The organism is Embleya sp. NPDC020630, from assembly GCF_044334985.1.
Taxonomy (GTDB): Bacteria; Actinomycetota; Actinomycetes; order Streptomycetales; family Streptomycetaceae; genus Embleya.
The window spans coordinates 316584-332031 of record NZ_JBIRUB010000007.1; the positions used below are offsets into that span (position 1 = coordinate 316584).

15 protein-coding genes are annotated in these 15448 nt (G+C 72.8%); 10 read left to right on the forward strand and 5 right to left on the reverse strand.

What is annotated here, in order from left to right:
* Positions 1–64: 64 nt before the first annotated feature.
* Together ACH4XV_RS25270 and ACH4XV_RS25275 are read left to right on the forward strand one after the other, a co-directional pair.
* Positions 65–2062, forward strand: coding sequence for a CocE/NonD family hydrolase (locus ACH4XV_RS25270; protein WP_395793488.1), 1998 nt, complete (start codon positions 65–67; stop codon positions 2060–2062).
* Between the two features lie 204 nt (positions 2063–2266).
* A complete protein-coding gene (locus tag ACH4XV_RS25275) occupies positions 2267–5533 on the forward strand; it encodes a BTAD domain-containing putative transcriptional regulator (protein ID WP_395793490.1) in 3267 nt (1088 codons plus the stop codon).
* Here the strand turns inward: ACH4XV_RS25275 and ACH4XV_RS25280 are convergent.
* Entirely contained in the window at positions 5527–5937 is a 411-nt protein-coding gene (locus ACH4XV_RS25280; protein ID WP_395793492.1) for a VOC family protein, read from the reverse strand. The two genes, ACH4XV_RS25275 and ACH4XV_RS25280, sit on opposite strands and share 7 nt — an antisense overlap.
* A gap of 56 nt (positions 5938–5993) precedes the next feature.
* Between ACH4XV_RS25280 and ACH4XV_RS25285 the strand changes: the two genes are divergently transcribed.
* Both ACH4XV_RS25285 and ACH4XV_RS25290 read left to right on the forward strand, forming a co-directional pair.
* Positions 5994–6437, forward strand: coding sequence for a MarR family winged helix-turn-helix transcriptional regulator (locus ACH4XV_RS25285; RefSeq protein ID WP_395793494.1), 444 nt, complete (start codon positions 5994–5996; stop codon positions 6435–6437).
* A 135-nt stretch (positions 6438–6572) separates the two neighbouring features.
* Positions 6573–7175: a hypothetical protein gene (locus tag ACH4XV_RS25290; protein WP_395793496.1), complete on the forward strand. Its 603-nt coding sequence runs from the start codon at positions 6573–6575 to the stop codon at positions 7173–7175.
* Positions 7176–7233: 58 nt separating this feature from the next.
* On the opposite strand, the gene ACH4XV_RS25295 is transcribed toward ACH4XV_RS25290, so the two are convergent.
* Entirely contained in the window at positions 7234–8400 is a 1167-nt protein-coding gene (locus tag ACH4XV_RS25295; RefSeq protein WP_395793498.1) for a pyridoxal phosphate-dependent aminotransferase, read from the reverse strand.
* A gap of 83 nt (positions 8401–8483) precedes the next feature.
* On the opposite strand from ACH4XV_RS25295, the gene ACH4XV_RS25300 reads away from it, so the two are divergent.
* The 5 genes from ACH4XV_RS25300 (at position 8484) to ACH4XV_RS25320 (ending at position 11559) form a co-directional block, all read left to right on the forward strand.
* Positions 8484–9020, forward strand: coding sequence for a helix-turn-helix domain-containing protein (locus tag ACH4XV_RS25300; protein WP_395793500.1), 537 nt, complete (start codon positions 8484–8486; stop codon positions 9018–9020).
* Positions 9021–9114: 94 nt separating this feature from the next.
* The gene (locus ACH4XV_RS25305; RefSeq protein WP_395793502.1) at positions 9115–10236 is read left to right on the forward strand and encodes a hypothetical protein; all 1122 of its coding nucleotides are present in this window, start codon (positions 9115–9117) and stop codon (positions 10234–10236) included.
* Between the two features lie 109 nt (positions 10237–10345).
* On the forward strand, positions 10346–10717 hold the full coding sequence (locus ACH4XV_RS25310) for a cupin domain-containing protein (protein WP_395793504.1): 372 nt from the start codon (positions 10346–10348) through the stop codon (positions 10715–10717).
* A 128-nt stretch (positions 10718–10845) separates the two neighbouring features.
* Positions 10846–11028 carry a hypothetical protein gene (locus ACH4XV_RS25315; RefSeq protein ID WP_395793506.1) on the forward strand — a complete coding sequence of 61 codons (183 nt, stop codon included), beginning with the start codon at positions 10846–10848 and terminating at the stop codon, positions 11026–11028.
* A gap of 171 nt (positions 11029–11199) precedes the next feature.
* Positions 11200–11559, forward strand: coding sequence for a GNAT family N-acetyltransferase (locus tag ACH4XV_RS25320; RefSeq protein ID WP_380003577.1), 360 nt, complete (start codon positions 11200–11202; stop codon positions 11557–11559).
* A gap of 46 nt (positions 11560–11605) precedes the next feature.
* Here ACH4XV_RS25320 and ACH4XV_RS25325 read toward each other — a convergent pair whose 3' ends face one another.
* The 3 genes from ACH4XV_RS25325 to ACH4XV_RS25335 all read right to left on the reverse strand — a co-directional run bounded on the left by ACH4XV_RS25325 (position 11606) and on the right by ACH4XV_RS25335 (position 14360).
* Positions 11606–12238, reverse strand: coding sequence for a LysE family translocator (locus ACH4XV_RS25325; protein WP_395793508.1), 633 nt, complete (start codon positions 12236–12238; stop codon positions 11606–11608).
* A gap of 178 nt (positions 12239–12416) precedes the next feature.
* On the reverse strand, positions 12417–13085 hold the full coding sequence (locus tag ACH4XV_RS25330; RefSeq protein WP_395793510.1) for an alpha/beta fold hydrolase: 669 nt from the start codon (positions 13083–13085) through the stop codon (positions 12417–12419).
* A gap of 339 nt (positions 13086–13424) precedes the next feature.
* Positions 13425–14360 carry an NADP-dependent oxidoreductase gene (locus tag ACH4XV_RS25335; protein WP_395793512.1) on the reverse strand — a complete coding sequence of 312 codons (936 nt, stop codon included), beginning with the start codon at positions 14358–14360 and terminating at the stop codon, positions 13425–13427.
* Positions 14361–14515: 155 nt separating this feature from the next.
* On the opposite strand from ACH4XV_RS25335, the gene ACH4XV_RS25340 reads away from it, so the two are divergent.
* On the forward strand, positions 14516–15424 hold the full coding sequence (locus ACH4XV_RS25340; RefSeq protein ID WP_395793514.1) for a LysR family transcriptional regulator: 909 nt from the start codon (positions 14516–14518) through the stop codon (positions 15422–15424).
* The last annotated feature ends 24 nt before the right edge of the window (positions 15425–15448 follow it).

Below are 15448 nucleotides of genomic sequence, written 5' to 3' on the forward strand. Positions count from 1 at the left end.
CCATCATCGTCCGTTTCATCCATTTTTGTTCATTTTCACCCTCGCACGACCTTTGGAGGTCAGGGTGTCCGTCCACATCCGCAGACAGCGGGCCACTCGGCAAGTCGCGGCCAGACGCCGCCTCGCCGTGTCCCTCGGCTCGGTCCTCGCCCTCGTCGCCGCGCTGTTCGGCGCGGTCCCGGCCGGCTCGACGCCCGCCGCCGCGACGCCGCTCGTGCAGGGCAGCGTCGCGCAGTACGGCGTCGCCACACAGCTCAACGTCCCCGTCACCATGGCCGACGGAACCGTGCTCCGGGCCGACGTCCGCACGCCCGCCGCCGCCGGCACCACCACCCCCGCCGCCGGGTCGTTCCCGGTGCTGCTGACCCAGACCCCCTACGGCCGGGGCGGCGTCGAGGCCGAACTGTCCTGGTTCACCCAGCGCGGCTACATCACCGTCAGCGCCGACGTGCGCGGCACCGGCACCTCGGCCGGCTCCTGGTCGCCGTGGGCGCCGATCGAGGGCCAGGACGGCGCCGCACTGGCGAACTGGGCCGCCGCGCTGCCGCACGCCGACGGCAAGGTCGGCCTGTACGGCGGCTCGTACGCCGGCATCAACCAGATCATGACCGCCGCCGCCGTCGGCCCGAACTCGCCGATCAAGGCGATCTTCCCGCTCGTGGCGGGCAACGACCTGTATCGCGAACTGGTCACCATGGGCGGCATCCCCGACTCCCAGTTCATGTCCTTCTGGCTCACCTACACCGGCATCTCGCACATGACCGCGCCGCTGGCCGAGGCACTGCGCGAGGGCTCGACCCAGAACATCCTGGACACCCTCACCCTGGAGATCCAGCACCTCGGCGGCGTCGCCCAGTCCAACCTGCCCATCCTCACCGGCCTCCTCGGCGGCGGCGCGCAGGCCTACGACGGCACCTTCTGGCAGCAGCGGCGCCCCGCCGACATGCTGGCGAGCGTGGTCGCCAACGGCGTGCCGGCGTTCCTGGTCGGCGGCTGGTACGACCTGTTCCAGCGCGGCGCGTTGATGAACTACGCCGGACTGCAGAACGCGTGGGCCGGCCGCCCGGTCGGCGCGCCGATGACCGCCGACCAGCCGGTCACCGACCGCTACCAGCTCCTGATGGGCCCCTGGTACCACGACCCGCGCCAGGACCCGACGCTCGACCTGCCCGCGCTGCACCTGCGCTGGTACGACAAGTGGCTCAAGGGCATCGACACCGGCATCACCGGCGCGGCGAACCCCAACCCGCTGCACGTCAAGGAACTGGGCACCAACCGCTGGCTGGACACCCGCGCCTACCCGTTCACCGGCGCCGACCCCACCCGGCTGTACCTGGACAAGGGCCGCACCGGCAGCGCCCCGGCCTCGGCCAACGACGGCGGGCTGAGCACGACCGCGCCCACCGCCAACGCCAGCGAGTGGATCAGCTGGACCGCCAACAACAGCCCGTGCACGCGCTCGACGGCCCAGTGGCTCGGCGGCTTCATCAAGGACCCGGCCTGCACCGACAGCAACACCGCGCGGGAGACCGGGACCGGCTCGCTCGTCTACACCACGGCCCCGATGACCGAGACCAAGGTACTCGCCGGCCCGATCGGCGCGACCCTGTACGCCCAGTCCAACACCCCCGAGACGCACTGGGTGGTGACCGTCACCGACGTCGCCCCCGACGGCTCCTCGGTGCCGCTCAGCTCCGGCGCCCTGGCCGGCTCGCACCGCGCGATCGACCCGGCCAAGAGCTGGTACGCCCCGGACGGCAGCATGCTGATGCCGTACCACCCGTCGACCCAGGCGACCACCTCGTCCGTGCCGACGAACCAGGTCGTGCGCTACGACGTGGAGGTCTTCCCGACCTTCGCCTCGATCGCCCCCGGCCACCGGATCCGGGTGAACGTGACCACCGCGGACACCCCGCACCTGTCCGCCACGCTGACCCAGACGCCGGGCCTGCTCGCCGGCATCTGGCAGCTCAAGTCCGGTCCGGCCAACCCGTCGTCGGTCACCATCCCGCTGGCGCCTGCCTCGGCGTTCGGCACGGCGTGCACGAGCGTGTGCCCGTAGCGGCGCCCGCTCGATGACGGCACGACCCGCACGCGCCCGGTCCGGGAGGCATCCCCGACCGGGCGCGTGCCCGTGTGCCCGCCGCGCCGTCCGTGACCCGCGTTGCGCCGATCCGCGCCCGCCCGTGACCCGCGTCGCACCGGCCCCGCGCCGCCCGCGACCACCGGTCGTCGGGCGGTTTCGCGGCTCTGGGATCCTGGGCGGATGCGCGTGGCACTGCTCGGGACGGTTCGGGCTCAGGGGGACGACGGGACACCGATCGAGATCGGGGGCGTGCGGCTGCGCATGCTGCTGGCCCGGCTCGCGCTGGACGCCGGGCACGTCGTGTCGGTCGACTCGATCGTCGACGGGCTGTGGGGTAGCGAACCCCTGGCGGACGCCGGCAACGCGGTCCAGACGCTGGTGTCGCGGCTGCGCAAGGTGCTGCGGGCGGCCGGGGTGTCCGTGGACCTGGTCGGCGGCGGCTACCGGCTCGCGCTGCGCCCGGAGGACGTGGACGTGCGCCGCTTCGAGGAACTGGCCGCGCGCGGTCGACGGGAGCTGGGCGCGGACCGCCCGGCCGAGGCGGCCTCGGTACTGGCCGAGGCGCTGGCCCTGTGGGAGGGGCCCGCGCTGGGCGACCTGGCCGAGGCGCCGTTCGCCCGCTCGGTCGCCGCCCGCCTGGACGGGCTGCGGGTGGACGCCGCCGAGGACCGGTTCGAGGCGCAACTGCGGCTCGGTCGGCACGCCGAGGTGCTGGCCGACCTGGAAGCGGCCTGCGCCGCGCACCCGTTGCGCGAGCGCAGCGCGGCGATGCGGATGCGCGCGTTGTACGCGGCGGGCCGCCAGGCCGAGGCGCTGGCCGTGTTCGAGGAGGTACGCGGCCGGCTGGCCGGGGAGTTGGGCGTGGATCCCTCGCCCGAACTGCGCGAGACCCATCTCGCGGTGCTGCGCGGCGAGGTGGCCGGCCCCGCCGTCGCCCGCCCCGAGCCGGTCGCGGATCACCTGCCGACCCGGCTGACCGGCTTCTTCGGCCGCGACGCGGAACTGGGGCTGCTGGCCGAGCTGATGGCAGGCTCCCGCCTGGTCACCCTGGTCGGCGCCGGCGGCGCGGGCAAGACCAGGTTGTCCGTGGAGGCGGTGAGCCGGCATCCGGCCCACGGGCGCGGCCGGGTCTGGTTCGTACCGCTCGCCGGCGTGCGCAGCGCGGACGGCGTGGTCGACGCGGTGTCGGCCGCGCTCGGCTCCTGGGACCTGCGCTCCACCGACGCCCGTCCGCGCCGGACCGCCTCGCCGCTGGAGCGGGTGGCCGAACTGCTCGACGTGGGCGAGGCCGTACTGGTCCTGGACAACTGCGAGCACCTGGTCGACGCGGCGGCGGAGCTGGCCTACGGCCTGCTCGACCGGTTGCCGCGGTTGACGGTGCTGGCCACCAGCCGCGAGCCGCTGGGGATCACCGGCGAGGCGCTGTGCCGGGTCGGCCCGCTGCCGATACCGGTGCCGATCCCCGAGCACGGCGCCGCGCCGGACCCGGACACGGTCGCGCGGGCCGCGTCGGTACGGCTGTTCCTGGACCGGGCCGCCTCCGTGCGGCCGGGCTTTCGGCTGGACGCGGCCACCATCGGCCCGGTGGTGGAGATCTGCCGGCGCCTCGACGGGATGCCGCTGGCCCTGGAGTTGGCCGCCGCCCGGCTGCGGGCGATGAGCGTGGAGCAGATCGCCCGGCGGCTCGACGACCGGTTCCGGCTGCTGAACGCGGGCAGTCGGGCCGAGGCGCCGCGGATGCGTACGCTGCACGCGGTGGTGGAGTGGAGCTGGGACCTGCTCGCCGAACCGGAGCGGATGCTCGCCCGCCGGTTGGCGGTCTTTCCCGGCGGCGCGACCGTGGACGCGCTCGAAGCGGTGTGCGCGGGCGGGGAGTTGGCCGCGGACGACGTCTTCTACGTGCTCGGCTCGCTGGTGGAGAAGTCGATCGTGGACGCGGTCGGCGACGGCGAACCGCGCTACCGGATGCTGGAGACGGTACGCGCCTACGCGGCGGAGCAGTTGGACCGCGCCGGCGAACGCGCCGAGTTCGCGGCCCGGTTCGAGCGCTGGTGCCTGGATCTGGCGGAGCGGCACGACCCGCTCCTGCGCACCGCCGCGCAGTTGCACGCGCTGGCGGTCCTGGACGCCGAGTACGCCAACCTGATGGCCGCGCTGCGCGCCATGCTGGACGCCGGCGCGGCCGAGCCCGCCGCCCGGTTCGCCGCCGCGCTCTTCTGGTACTGGGGCGTTCGCGGGATCGGCGCGCCGTTCGAGACGATCGTCCCGGAGGTGCTGGGCTTCGGCGACGCGCTGCCCGAGGCCGCGCGGGCCGCGTTCGGCGCGATGCACGTGCTGGCCGCGATCACCGTGCCCCGGCTCGCGGACAGCGAGGAGCTGCGCGCGGCGCTGGCCGAGTGCGCCCGGACGGACGTGGTCGCGCGTTATCCGGCACTCGCCGTCGGACTGCCGCTGGCCGCGTTCCTGTCCGGGAACGTCGAGATCGGCGAGCGCGAACTGGCCCGGATGTCGAACGGGTCCGACCCGTGGGCCCGGGCATGCGCGCACTGGGCGACGGACTTCGTATGCAGCGACCGCGGCGACTGGACCTCGGGCGCGTCCGCGCGGGCCGAGGCGCTGCGCGGATTCCGGGCGCTGGGCGAGCGGTGGGGCCTGGCGTCGGTGTCGATGGCCGTCGGCTCGCACCACTCGATCCGCGGCGAACACGCGCAGGCCGTCGCCGCCTTCGAGGAGGCGGTGGCGCTCATGGCCGAACTCGGCTCCGAGGACGACCTGGCCATGTACCGGGGCATGCTGGCGGCGGAGCGGATGCGCGCCGGCGACCTGGCGGGCGCGGAGCGCGAGTTGCACGTCGCCGAGGCGCGGGCACGGGAGCGCGGGCACCGGCACCTGGAGTTGACCGTGCTCTCCGGCCGCGCCGAACTGCACCGCCGGAGAGGCGATTTCGCAGCAGCCGAGGCGGCGCTCGATCGGCTGGACGTGCTCGCCGAGAGCCTGTCCCTGCCCGCCGAGATGGTCGGCGACCTGGTCGCCAAGGGCCGCGTGGCCACCCTCCTGGCCCGGGCCGCGAAGGGCGAGGGCGACGATGTGTCCGCGCGGATCCGGGAGTTGCTGGCGACCACCGCGGCCGGCGCGATTCGGCGAGGCGATTTCGCCGACGTCGCGCCGACGGCGGAACTGCTCGCCGCGCTGTTGGAGGCGACGGGGCAGCCCGTCGACGCGGCCGAGGTGCTGGGCCTTGGCACGGCCCTGCGCGGGATCTTCGACGCGGGCAGCCCGGATCTGCGCGCCCTGGTCGACCGACTCGTCGCGATCCTGGGCGAGGACGACCACCGGGCGGCCTACCAGCGGGGCGCCACGTTGTCCCGCGACGCGGCGGCGACCGCGCTGACCGCCCGGCTCACGCCCGATGCCCACGCCGACCCGGCGCCGAACCGCCCTCAGTAGACCTGGAGTTCGATCAGGTTGCCGTCCGGGTCGCGGACGTGGGCGCTGTGCAGGGTGGGGCCCCAGGCCGGGCGGTGGGTGGGCGGGGTGACGGGGCGCGCGCCGTGCGCCAGGCACAGGGCGTAGCCCGCCTCCAGGTCGGTGACCCGGCTGACCAGCATGGTGCGGTCCTGGGTCGGGCCCGGGGCGGCGGCCGGCAGGTCCTCGGTGCCGACCACCGAGGCGAGCATCGCCCGGTCGAACAGGACCAGCGCACCCTCGGTGCCCACGTCCCAGCTCGCGTACGGGCCGTTCTCGTCGCCCTTGGCCCGGGTGGCGCCGATCAGCGCGGGCAGCACCGCGTCGTAGAAGCGGAAACACTCGGTGAAGCGGTCGACGAGCAGGCGTGGGTAGAGGGCATCCATCGCAACTCCTATTCATAGGTTGTCACCAATGATTGGTGTAACCCTACAATAACGTCATGGACGAGACCACACCCCCGACGCTGACCGCGCTCAGCACCTACCTGCTCTCCCGCGTCGGCAAGGCGGCCCGGAGTCGGCTCGGTGAGCAACTGGCGCTGCGGGGGCTGCGGTTGTGGCACACGGCCGTGCTCGCCGCGCTGGCCGACTTCGGCGCGCACGCCCAGCGCGACCTGGCCGCACGCCTCGGGATCCATGCCAGCGACGTGGTCAAGGTCCTCGACGAACTGACCGCCGCCGGCTGGGTGGAGCGCACGCGCGATCCGGCCGACCGGCGCCGGGTGCGGGTCACGCTCACCCCGGCCGGGCGCGCCGCGCTGGCCGAGCAGGAGGCGGCGGCGCGCGCCGTACAGGAGGAGATCCTGGCCCCGTTGGACGCCGAGGAACGTGCACTCCTGCACGACTTCCTGCTCCGGATGCACCACGAACTGCCGCTTCGCTGATCCGAGACCGGGCGGCGCCCGCGCCTCCGAGGCGCCGATTTGGCCTGCGGATTCAAAGTGTGTTCGAGTATCCGGGCATGGGCATGATCCGGTGCAGTGGCCGGACGAAGATCACGCGCTCGGAGAGGAACACCAGTGAGCGATCGCGGGATCCGGGAGTACGGCCTCGACGGGGAGTTGGCACGTGTCGCGGGTGTCGAGGTCCGACTCGTCGTGGACGGATTCGCGGCCTGGGGCCTGGAGTGGGTCGACGGGCCCACGGTGGACCGGATGCGCGCCCACGTGGCCGCCGTGCGGGCCGGCCGGCGGGGCATCGCGCCGCCCGAACACCGGCTCGACTACCGACGCCGGCAGAGCCCGCGCGCCTGGGCCGCACGGGCCGTCGCCGCGATGCGGGACGTGAGTTCGGTCCGGGCGGTGGCCGCCGGCGCGGCGCTGCGGCGCAACCACCCGGCGGGCCGGAACCGACGCCCCGGCGCGCTGCGGCCGGAGGACCACGCGCTGCTCGACCTGGTCCAGCGGCTGTACGAGGGCAGCGCCGACCCGGAGCGGGCCGACCGGCCGGAGGACGAGCCGCTGATACGGCGGCTGTTGTCCGAGGGCAACCAGTCCAGGGAGGCGATGTGCCGCATCCTCAACGACGCCGACCCGGAACTCGGCTTCGGCGCCGACGACCTGCGCCGCACCGAGTCCGGCAGGCCGATCCTGCGCCTGGTGTCGGAGGAATCGAGCTGCTGAGGAGCGCCCCCGGCGTGCCCGCCCCGCCCGCCGTGTCCGCCGCACCCGCCCCGCCCGCTCAGCCGAACGCCGCCACGAACCGCGTGCGCAGGTCGTCCAGCCGCTCGGCCGGCTCGTTGGCGAACACCAGGCGCAGGTACGTGTCACCCGCCGGCCCCCACCCGTTCATCGGCGTGGCCGCGACCCGGCCGAGCCGGAACAGCCGTTCGGCGGCGGCCTCGGGCGACAGGCCCATCGCGACGGTGTCGATCAGCAGCGACCAGCCGCCGTGCGGGCGGACGCACGGATAGTCGGCGAGCCGGTCGAGGATCGTCGCGCAGCGGCTCTGCCAGATCGCGGTCGCGGCGGCGACGTCGGCATCGGCGTCCCGTGCGGACAGCGCGGCGGCGACCGCCTCCTGGGCGATGCCGACCGGGCAGACCACATTGCTCAGGCCGACGAGTTTGACGTCCGCCATCAGCGCGGCGGGGCCGACCACCCAGCCGACCCGCCAGCCGATCATCCGCAGCTCCTTGGAGGCCGCGCCGCAGGTGACCGTGCGGTGGGCCAGGCCCGGATGCGCGGCGGGGTGGTCGGGGCCCTTGCCGTCGAAGCGGATGCGCTCCATCGCCGCGTCGTAGATCACCCAGCAGTCGTGCTCGGCGATCGCCCGGGCCAGCGCGTCCCAGTGGCCGCCGTCGAGCAGCGCGCCGGTGGGCATCGCCGGCGCCATCACCAGCACGGCGGCGGTGTTCGGGCCGACGGCGGCGGCGAGTTCGTCCGGGTCGGTGTGCCAGCCGGCGGCGCTCGGCCGGCACGGCACATGGCGCGGGACGCCGCCGGCGAGGCGGATCCGGTTGACCAGGCCGGCGTAGATCGGGTCGGCGATCACCACCTCGCGCCCGGGTTCGACGGTGGCGAGCAGCACGTCGAGCACGCCGTTGAGGCCACCGGCCGCGTTGACCACCTCGGTGTCCGGGTCGTACGCGCGCCCCGCGATCCGGCCCACGTGCGCGGCGACGGCCGCACGCAGCCGCGCCGAGCCGTGGAACGGCAGGTAGCTGTTGGCGGCGTCGTCGTCGATCGCGGCCCGGGTGGCGGCCAGCGCCACGGCAGGCGGGCGGATGTCCGTGTCCAGGTTCTCCAGGCGCAACAACTCCGGGTCGTGCGCGGCGTCGGCCGCGTCGCCGACCTTGTCCACGCCGATGCCCGGGATGTGCCGGAGGCGGGTTACCCGAGTGACCATGATGCCGATCTCCCTCGAACGTCCGGTAAACTGGTACGTCGGTCCAGCATAATGAACGCCAAGAGCATCGCAAGGGAATCCGCATGACCATCGCGCGCGACATCGGCAACAACATCCGCGTCCTCCGCGAGGCGGCCGGCCACTCGCTCGCGGACCTCGCCGCGAGCGCCGGGCTGAGCAAGACCACGCTGCACGGCATCGAACAGGGTGAGGCCAACCCGACGCTCAGCACGCTGTGGGCGCTCGCCGCCGCGCTGGACGTACCGCTGGGCGGCCTGCTCGACGGCGGCGCGTCGGCCGTCACGGTGGTCCGGGCCGACCAGGGCGCGACGGTGCGCGGCGACGCGGTCCGGGCCCGCCTGCTGCACCGGGTGCACGTGCGCGGCTGGGTCGAGCTGTACGAACTCGACGTGGACGCCGCCGAACAGGTGTCCGATCCGCACCGGCTCGGCGTGGAGGAGTGCCTGCTGGTCACCGAGGGCCGGGTGGAGACCGGACCGACCGCCGATCCTCGGGAATTGGCGGCGGGCGACTCGATCCGCTTCGACGCGGCCCGGCCGCACGTGTACCGGGGGCTGGACGAGCACAATCGGGCGGTGCTGCTGATGGTGCATCACTGACCCCGGGGCAGGCGCCGCCGGGTGTGGGCGGGGTTACCGTACTGTGACCAAGGTTTCTCGTATGGCAGCGAGTTCGGGGCGATTGACTCCCGCTATGGCATCCTCATTCGTCCCCGGGGATCCGGTTCGGCCGGACCTGCCGGGACCCTTCCACATCGGCACCATCGAGTTCCCGTTCTGGACCGGTGGGCCGGGGTTCACCCTCGCCAAGATCAGCTACCCGGCCGAATACGACGGTTGGCTGGCTCCGGCCGACGCGTCCGAGGGTTCCTACCCGTCGGTGATCATGGCGCCCGCGACCTGGACCGGTTCGAACATGTACGACTGGTTCACCGACTACGTGGTGCGGCACGGCTACATCGTCTTCCGCTACTTTCCGGAGAACATCCTCGCGCTCGACCCGCACATGCACGCGGACACCATCGGCGACGCCATCGACAAGCTGCTGGACATCGACGACGACCGGTTCAACCCGCTGCGCGGCCTGATCAAAAGGGACGCGTTCGCGGCGGTCGGGGTGTCCCTGGGCGGGGCCGGCGCGCTGCTCGCGGCGGCGCGGGACAGGCGCATCCGCGCGGTGCTTGGCTTCGCGCCGGGCCGCAACGTGAAGCAGGCCGAGTTGTACGCGGGGATCGACGTCGAGGTCCGCACGGTGGCCACGCCCACGCTGATCGTGTCCGGGCAGAACGACCGGATCTCCCCCGGATCGGGGCTGCACTACCTCGACCTGGTTCCGCGCGGCTACAAGGCGTACGTCGAGATCTCCGGCGGGAACCACGTGCAGTTCCTCGACCCGTGCGACGTGGACATCCACCTGCCCGGACTGCCTCGGGACGGCAAGCCCTCGATCACCTTCGCCGAGCAGCACGCGATCACCAACGTGTACGCGACCGCCTTCCTGCACGCGGCGCTGAAGGGATACGGCCACTGCGAGGCCCACGTGTCCGGCGCGGACGCGCTGCTGGCACTGGCGAGCGGCGTACTCTCCGATCTGCGCTCGGAGGCGGGGCCGTTGCCGCTGCCGTTCCCGGCCACGCCGACGGGGGTGCGCGGCGCGGCGGCGGCAGCGGTGCCGGCGGCGGTGGCCGGCGACATCGTCGGCGCGGCCGGCACGGTGGCATCGGCGCTGGCGCTGCGGGTCAACGGGCTCGTACGGGACCTGGCCCGAGGGGTGGAACGGGTCACCACGGAGGTGGAGAAGCGGATCGCGCGGTAGCCCGGAGCGAAGGCCGGTCGGCACTCGCCCATTCGGTGTGGTTCGCTCTGCTGTGTGTTTCCCGGCTTCGAGCGGCGTCGACCCTGAACTCATGGGTGACCGTGAACCGATGACCAAAGCCGTGCTCGTGCCCGCCGGCGCCGACCTCGTCGGTGCGCAGGGCATCCGGATCAGCGAACGTGTATCCACCGCGACGGTGGGCTCCGGGCGCCTGTGCGGCTTCTTCGCCACGCTCGGACCGGGTGAGCGTACGGCCGTGCACCACCACGACGGGGAGGAGACCGTCGTGCTGCTCACCGCCGGCAGCTGCGACGTCTTCTCCGGCGACGGGCTGAGCGGCGGAGTGCACATGCGGGTGGGCGACGTCGTGTTCATCCCGTCCGGCTGCGTGCACCAGGTGCTGGCCGGGCCCCATGGGTTCACCGTGTTCGAAGTCAGGTCGGGCGGCACGGATCGGACCGAACTGGTCGACCCCGCCTGACCGCACATCCGTTCGCCGACCGAGCCGCCCGGTGCGGGGGTGTCGGGGCGGCAACCCGCCTGGCACTCTGGGGGTCGGGCCGCGAAGTCGCGGGTGCCGCAGGGGGTTACGGAGACGAGGAGACATCGATGACGAAGTCCTTGATCGACGAGATCGGCCGGGAGCGGGCCGCGGAATTGGCGACGAAGGCCGTCGAGAAGGCGGTCGCGGAGCTGCACGCGGCGGGTCTGCCGGCGATCGGCGGGGAGAACGGGCGGGTGTACAAGGTGTACCCGGACGGGACGAAGGTGTACATCGACGAGGAGGAGTGACGCGCGGATCCCGCCGGCGGGATCCCGGGGAGCGGCCCGCGGGCCCCGCTCGCCGGGTCGATACGGTGGGGGCTCGCGAGCGGCGATCGGTCTGGCCGAGGGGCGTGCGCGTGGGTCCGGATTCCCGGGCCGCCGACCCGAACGTTCGATCGTGAGCCAGGAGGCAGCAGCATGGAAACGCGCGTCGTCGACAACCCGGCGAAGTCCCGCTACGAGATATTCATCGCCGCCGACAACGCCGCGGAGGGCGCTTCGGGCCCGGTCGCGCCGCCGCTTCGGGCCGGCGAACTCGCGGGCTTCGCCGAATACTTCGTCAGCGGCGACGAGGTCGCCTTCACGCACACCGAGATCGAACCGCGCTTCGGCGGCCGGGGTCTCGGCGGGCGGTTGACCCACGCGGCGCTGGACGCGGTGCACGAGCGGGGCCTGGCGGTGCTGCCGTACTGCTCGTTCATCCGCGACTGGATCGCCAAGCACCCGGAGTACACCCACCTGGTCCCGGAGGACCGCCGCGACGCCTTCGGCGTGTAAGCCCCGGCCGTGGCGGACGGCGGTCGCTTCCGGACCCGTCCCGACTCTACGACTCCACGGCCATCCGGATACCCAGGGCGACCATCACCCCGCCGGACGTCTGCTCCAGCCGGCGCCGCACCTTGGCCCGGCCGAGCACGGTGCGCATGCGGCCGACGAACCACACGTACAGGCCGTAGAAGCCGATCTCGAAGGTGGCCCAGATCGCGGCCAGCACGACCATCGTGGGCAGTTGCGGCGAACCGCTCGGGACGAACTGGGGCAGGAACGACATCGCGAACACCGCCGCCTTCGGGTTGGCCAGGTTCAGCGTCAAGGCCGCCCGATAGGCCCGCCACCCGCCGCCCGACTCCTCCTCGCCCGCCGCCCCCTCGGCGGTGAACCCGGTCAGCCCGTCCCGCCGCGCCGCCCGGATGGCCTGCACCCCGAACCCGATCAGTACCACGGCCCCGACGATGCGCATGATGTCGTAGGCCAACTGCGACGCGGCCAACAACCCGGTCAGCCCGAAGGCCGCCGCGAGCCCCCAGACGAACACCCCGCTCTCGTTCCCGAGCACGGCCGCGAACCCGGCCCGCCGACTCCGCAACGAATGCCGAATGATCAGTACCGAACTCGGCCCCGGACTGGCCGCGATCAACGCACAGGCACCCAAAAACGCCAACAACGTATGAGTCATCCCGGCATCCTGACCCCGAACCAACCCACCCGGCCACCCATTTCCCCGGTCGCCGCGCCGGAAGCGTGACGGCGGTTCCGGGGAGGCGGGTTCAGGACCTGGCCCGGGGTGATGACGACGAGGTTCTCGGCGTCCGCGACGGGTCGACGCATGGATGGGTGGAGACCTCGAAGAGCGATCAGGCGGCGTCGAGGAGGATTTTCAGGAGTTCGTCCGGGGCGTCGCGCATCACGTTGTGGCCGGACGCGACGCTGTGCACATGCCAGGCGGGGTCCTGTGCCAGTCGCCGATGAACCTCCTCGAAGGGCGACTCTCCGTCCCAGCCGGTCGCGTAGACGAAGTCCCGCCGCGCAACCCGGTCGAGGCCGCCTTCGAGCCGCACGGCCTGCATCAGCGAGGCCAGCGGGTGCGGCGTGGCCCGTGGATCGAAGAACGGCAGGGGCGCGCTGGAGTATCCGTCGCGGCCGATGCCCCGGAGATACCATTCGCGCTCCTGGTCGTTGACCAGGGACCAGCACGATTCGCCGTCCCGGGGTACCAGGGCGTCGACATGGACGAGCCCACGCACCCGATCCGGCGCCCGGTCGGCGGCACCGGTGATCACCATTCCGCCGTAGCTGTGCCCGACGAGTACGGCGTCGGTGATCCGCTCGTCCGCCAGGAGGTTCAGCACGTCGTCGATGTGGGTGTCGAGGTTGACCGAGGCCGTGAGCAGATGTTTTCGGTCGCCGACGCCGGTCAGGGTCAGGGGGTAGGCGTCGTGGCCGTGCTCGCGCAGCCGCCGGGCCAGAGGCTGGAAGGTCCAGGCGCCGTGCCAGGCGCCGGGGACGAGGACGAAGGTGGTCATCGGTCGCCTCGTGGCGCGGGGAAGGGGTGATCGGGCATGGGAGGGCGATCCTTTCGGCGGTTCGTTGGCCCCGGGGCGGGGCGGGGCGGGGGTTCGGTCGGACGGATCGGTAGTGCAGGTGGACCACGCCGCCGGCCCTCGTCGCCTCGGGCCGAGGCGTCTTTCCGGTCGGTGAACACGCCGCACGCTTCTACCCGCGTCCCGACATCGCCTACGTACCCTTCCACGACGCGCCGCCCGTGTGCTGGGGGCCGGTGTGGCCGCACACCAACGACACCGCGCGCGTGCGGGCATTCGTCCAGGCCGCGGCGGACGCGTCCTGACGAGCACTGGATCGCGTCAGTCGGCGACGGTGAGCACGATCTTTCCGGTGGTGCGGCCCGTCTCGCCGATCTCGTGTGCCTTGGCCACCTGCTCGAGGGGCATGGTCGCGGCGATCTCGGCCCGCAGCAGGCCGGATGCCACGAGGGAGGCGATCTCCCGCATACCGGTCTGGTCGGCTTCGGTGATCATGAAGGTGGAGCGCAGTCCCAGGGAGCGGGCCTCGGTGACCAGGTTCGCTTCGGCGGGGGAGGCGAGCGAGACGACGATGCCGCCCGTGCGCAGCGTCCGGAGGGAGCGCGGTCCGTAGTCGCCGCCGATGGTGTCGAGCACGACGTCGATGTCCGCGACCGCGGACGCGAAGTCGACCTCGGTGTAGTCGATCGTCTCGTCGGCGCCCAGCCCTCGCACGAAGTCGTGCTTGGCCGCACGGGCGGTGCCGATCACGTACGCGCCGCGAGCCTTGGCGATCTGTACGGCGAGATGCCCGACACCGCCCGCCGCGGCGTGGATCAGTACCCGCCCACCGGGGCGAACATCGGCGGTGTCGACCAGCGCCTGCCATGCGGTGAGCGCGGCCAGCGGCAACGCGGCGGCCTCCACATGCGAGAGTCCGGCCGGTTTGGCGACCAGGTGCCGTGCGGGCGAGACCACGTATTCGGCGTACGTCCCCGCCGGACGCGGCTGGCACGGCATGCCGAACACCTCGTCGCCGGGCTCGAACAGGGTCACGCCGGGGCCGACGGCCTCGATCACCCCCGACACGTCCCAGCCGAGCCGGATCGGGACGTCGCCCGCCAGTCCACCGGTGGCGCGGTGCCACCAGTCGGTCGGGTTGACCCCCGCCGCGTGCACCCGCACGAGTACCTCGGCCGGCCCCGGCTCGGGGCGCGCCACCTCGACGATCCTCAGCACTTCGGGCCCGCCGAACGATTCCTGGCCGATGGCACGCACGGTCTGCTCCTGTTCCGGCCCTCCGGAACGAGAGCGCGCTGCTCGCACGGTCGATCCGCACGATTTTTCGATCGTGATCACTGTCGATCCTCGCCCGGTTCGGATCAAGGCCGAAGTGTGCAAGGGTCGGTGATCCGAACTCACCAATGGAGGCGATGGTGGAGCGGCACGAAATCGAGACCTTTCTGACGCTCGCCGAGGAGCTGCACTTCCGGCGGACCTCCGCGCGGCTGGGGCTGGCGCAGGGTCGGGTGAGTCAGACGATCAAGAAGCTGGAACGCCGCATCGGCGTACCGCTGTTCGAACGCACCAGCCGTCGGGTGGCCCTGACCCCGACCGGGCGGCAGCTCCGCGACGACCTGCTGCCCGCATACGAGCAGACCCAACGTGCGATCGCGCGGGCCATCGCGACCGGGCGGGGGATCACCGACACCGTGCACGTCGGCTACTCCACGCCGTGGGTGGGTGATCTCGTCGTCCATGCCGGCGACGTGTTCCGGGCCCGTCATCCCCACTGTGACGTCCGGGTCCGCGAGGTCGGGCTCGGCGATCCGCTCGGCGCCCTGCGGTCCGGTGAACTCCAGATCCAGATCACCGAGTTCCCGATCGACGAGCCCGACATCCGGGCAGGTCCCGTGGTCTTCTCCGAACGTCGGGCCCTGATGGTGCCCGCCGCCCACCCCTTCGCCCGGCGGGAGACCCTGTCGCTGGAAGACCTCGCACACGCACCGCTGGTGACGGTCGCCGGAAGGATTCCGCAGGGTTGGCTGGACCACCACTTTCCGACCCACACGCCCTCGGGCCGGCCGATACCCCGAGGACCGGTCACCACGTTCTGGCCGGAAGTGCTCACCCTCGTCGCGGCCGGCAAGGGTGTGTTTCCCGTCTCCGCCCGCGCCGCCCACTACCACGCCCGGCCCGGCGTCGCATTCGTCCCTTTCCGGGATGCCCCACCGGTCGCCTACGGGCTGCTGTGGCCGACCGCCGCGCAGATACCCCGCGTACGCGCGTTCGTCGAGACCGTGCGCGAGGTCGCCGGCATCCCGATGAGCACCTCGACGTGATTCCCGCGCCTAGTTCGCACCCGC

Coding starts and splice junctions, on each gene's coding strand:
- ACH4XV_RS25330 (WP_395793510.1), bottom strand. CDS start 13,085: ATGACCACCTTCGTCCTCGTCCCCGGCGCCTGGCACGGCGCCTGGACC.
- ACH4XV_RS25280 (WP_395793492.1), bottom strand. CDS start 5,937: ATGGATGCCCTCTACCCACGCCTGCTCGTCGACCGCTTCACCGAGTGT.
- ACH4XV_RS25295 (WP_395793498.1), bottom strand. CDS start 8,400: ATGGTCACTCGGGTAACCCGCCTCCGGCACATCCCGGGCATCGGCGTG.
- ACH4XV_RS25310 (WP_395793504.1), top strand. CDS start 10,346: ATGACCAAAGCCGTGCTCGTGCCCGCCGGCGCCGACCTCGTCGGTGCG.
- ACH4XV_RS25285 (WP_395793494.1), top strand. CDS start 5,994: ATGGACGAGACCACACCCCCGACGCTGACCGCGCTCAGCACCTACCTG.
- ACH4XV_RS25325 (WP_395793508.1), bottom strand. CDS start 12,238: ATGACTCATACGTTGTTGGCGTTTTTGGGTGCCTGTGCGTTGATCGCG.
- ACH4XV_RS25305 (WP_395793502.1), top strand. CDS start 9,115: ATGGCATCCTCATTCGTCCCCGGGGATCCGGTTCGGCCGGACCTGCCG.
- ACH4XV_RS25315 (WP_395793506.1), top strand. CDS start 10,846: ATGACGAAGTCCTTGATCGACGAGATCGGCCGGGAGCGGGCCGCGGAA.
- ACH4XV_RS25340 (WP_395793514.1), top strand. CDS start 14,516: ATGGTGGAGCGGCACGAAATCGAGACCTTTCTGACGCTCGCCGAGGAG.
- ACH4XV_RS25300 (WP_395793500.1), top strand. CDS start 8,484: ATGACCATCGCGCGCGACATCGGCAACAACATCCGCGTCCTCCGCGAG.
- ACH4XV_RS25275 (WP_395793490.1), top strand. CDS start 2,267: ATGCGCGTGGCACTGCTCGGGACGGTTCGGGCTCAGGGGGACGACGGG.
- ACH4XV_RS25320 (WP_380003577.1), top strand. CDS start 11,200: ATGGAAACGCGCGTCGTCGACAACCCGGCGAAGTCCCGCTACGAGATA.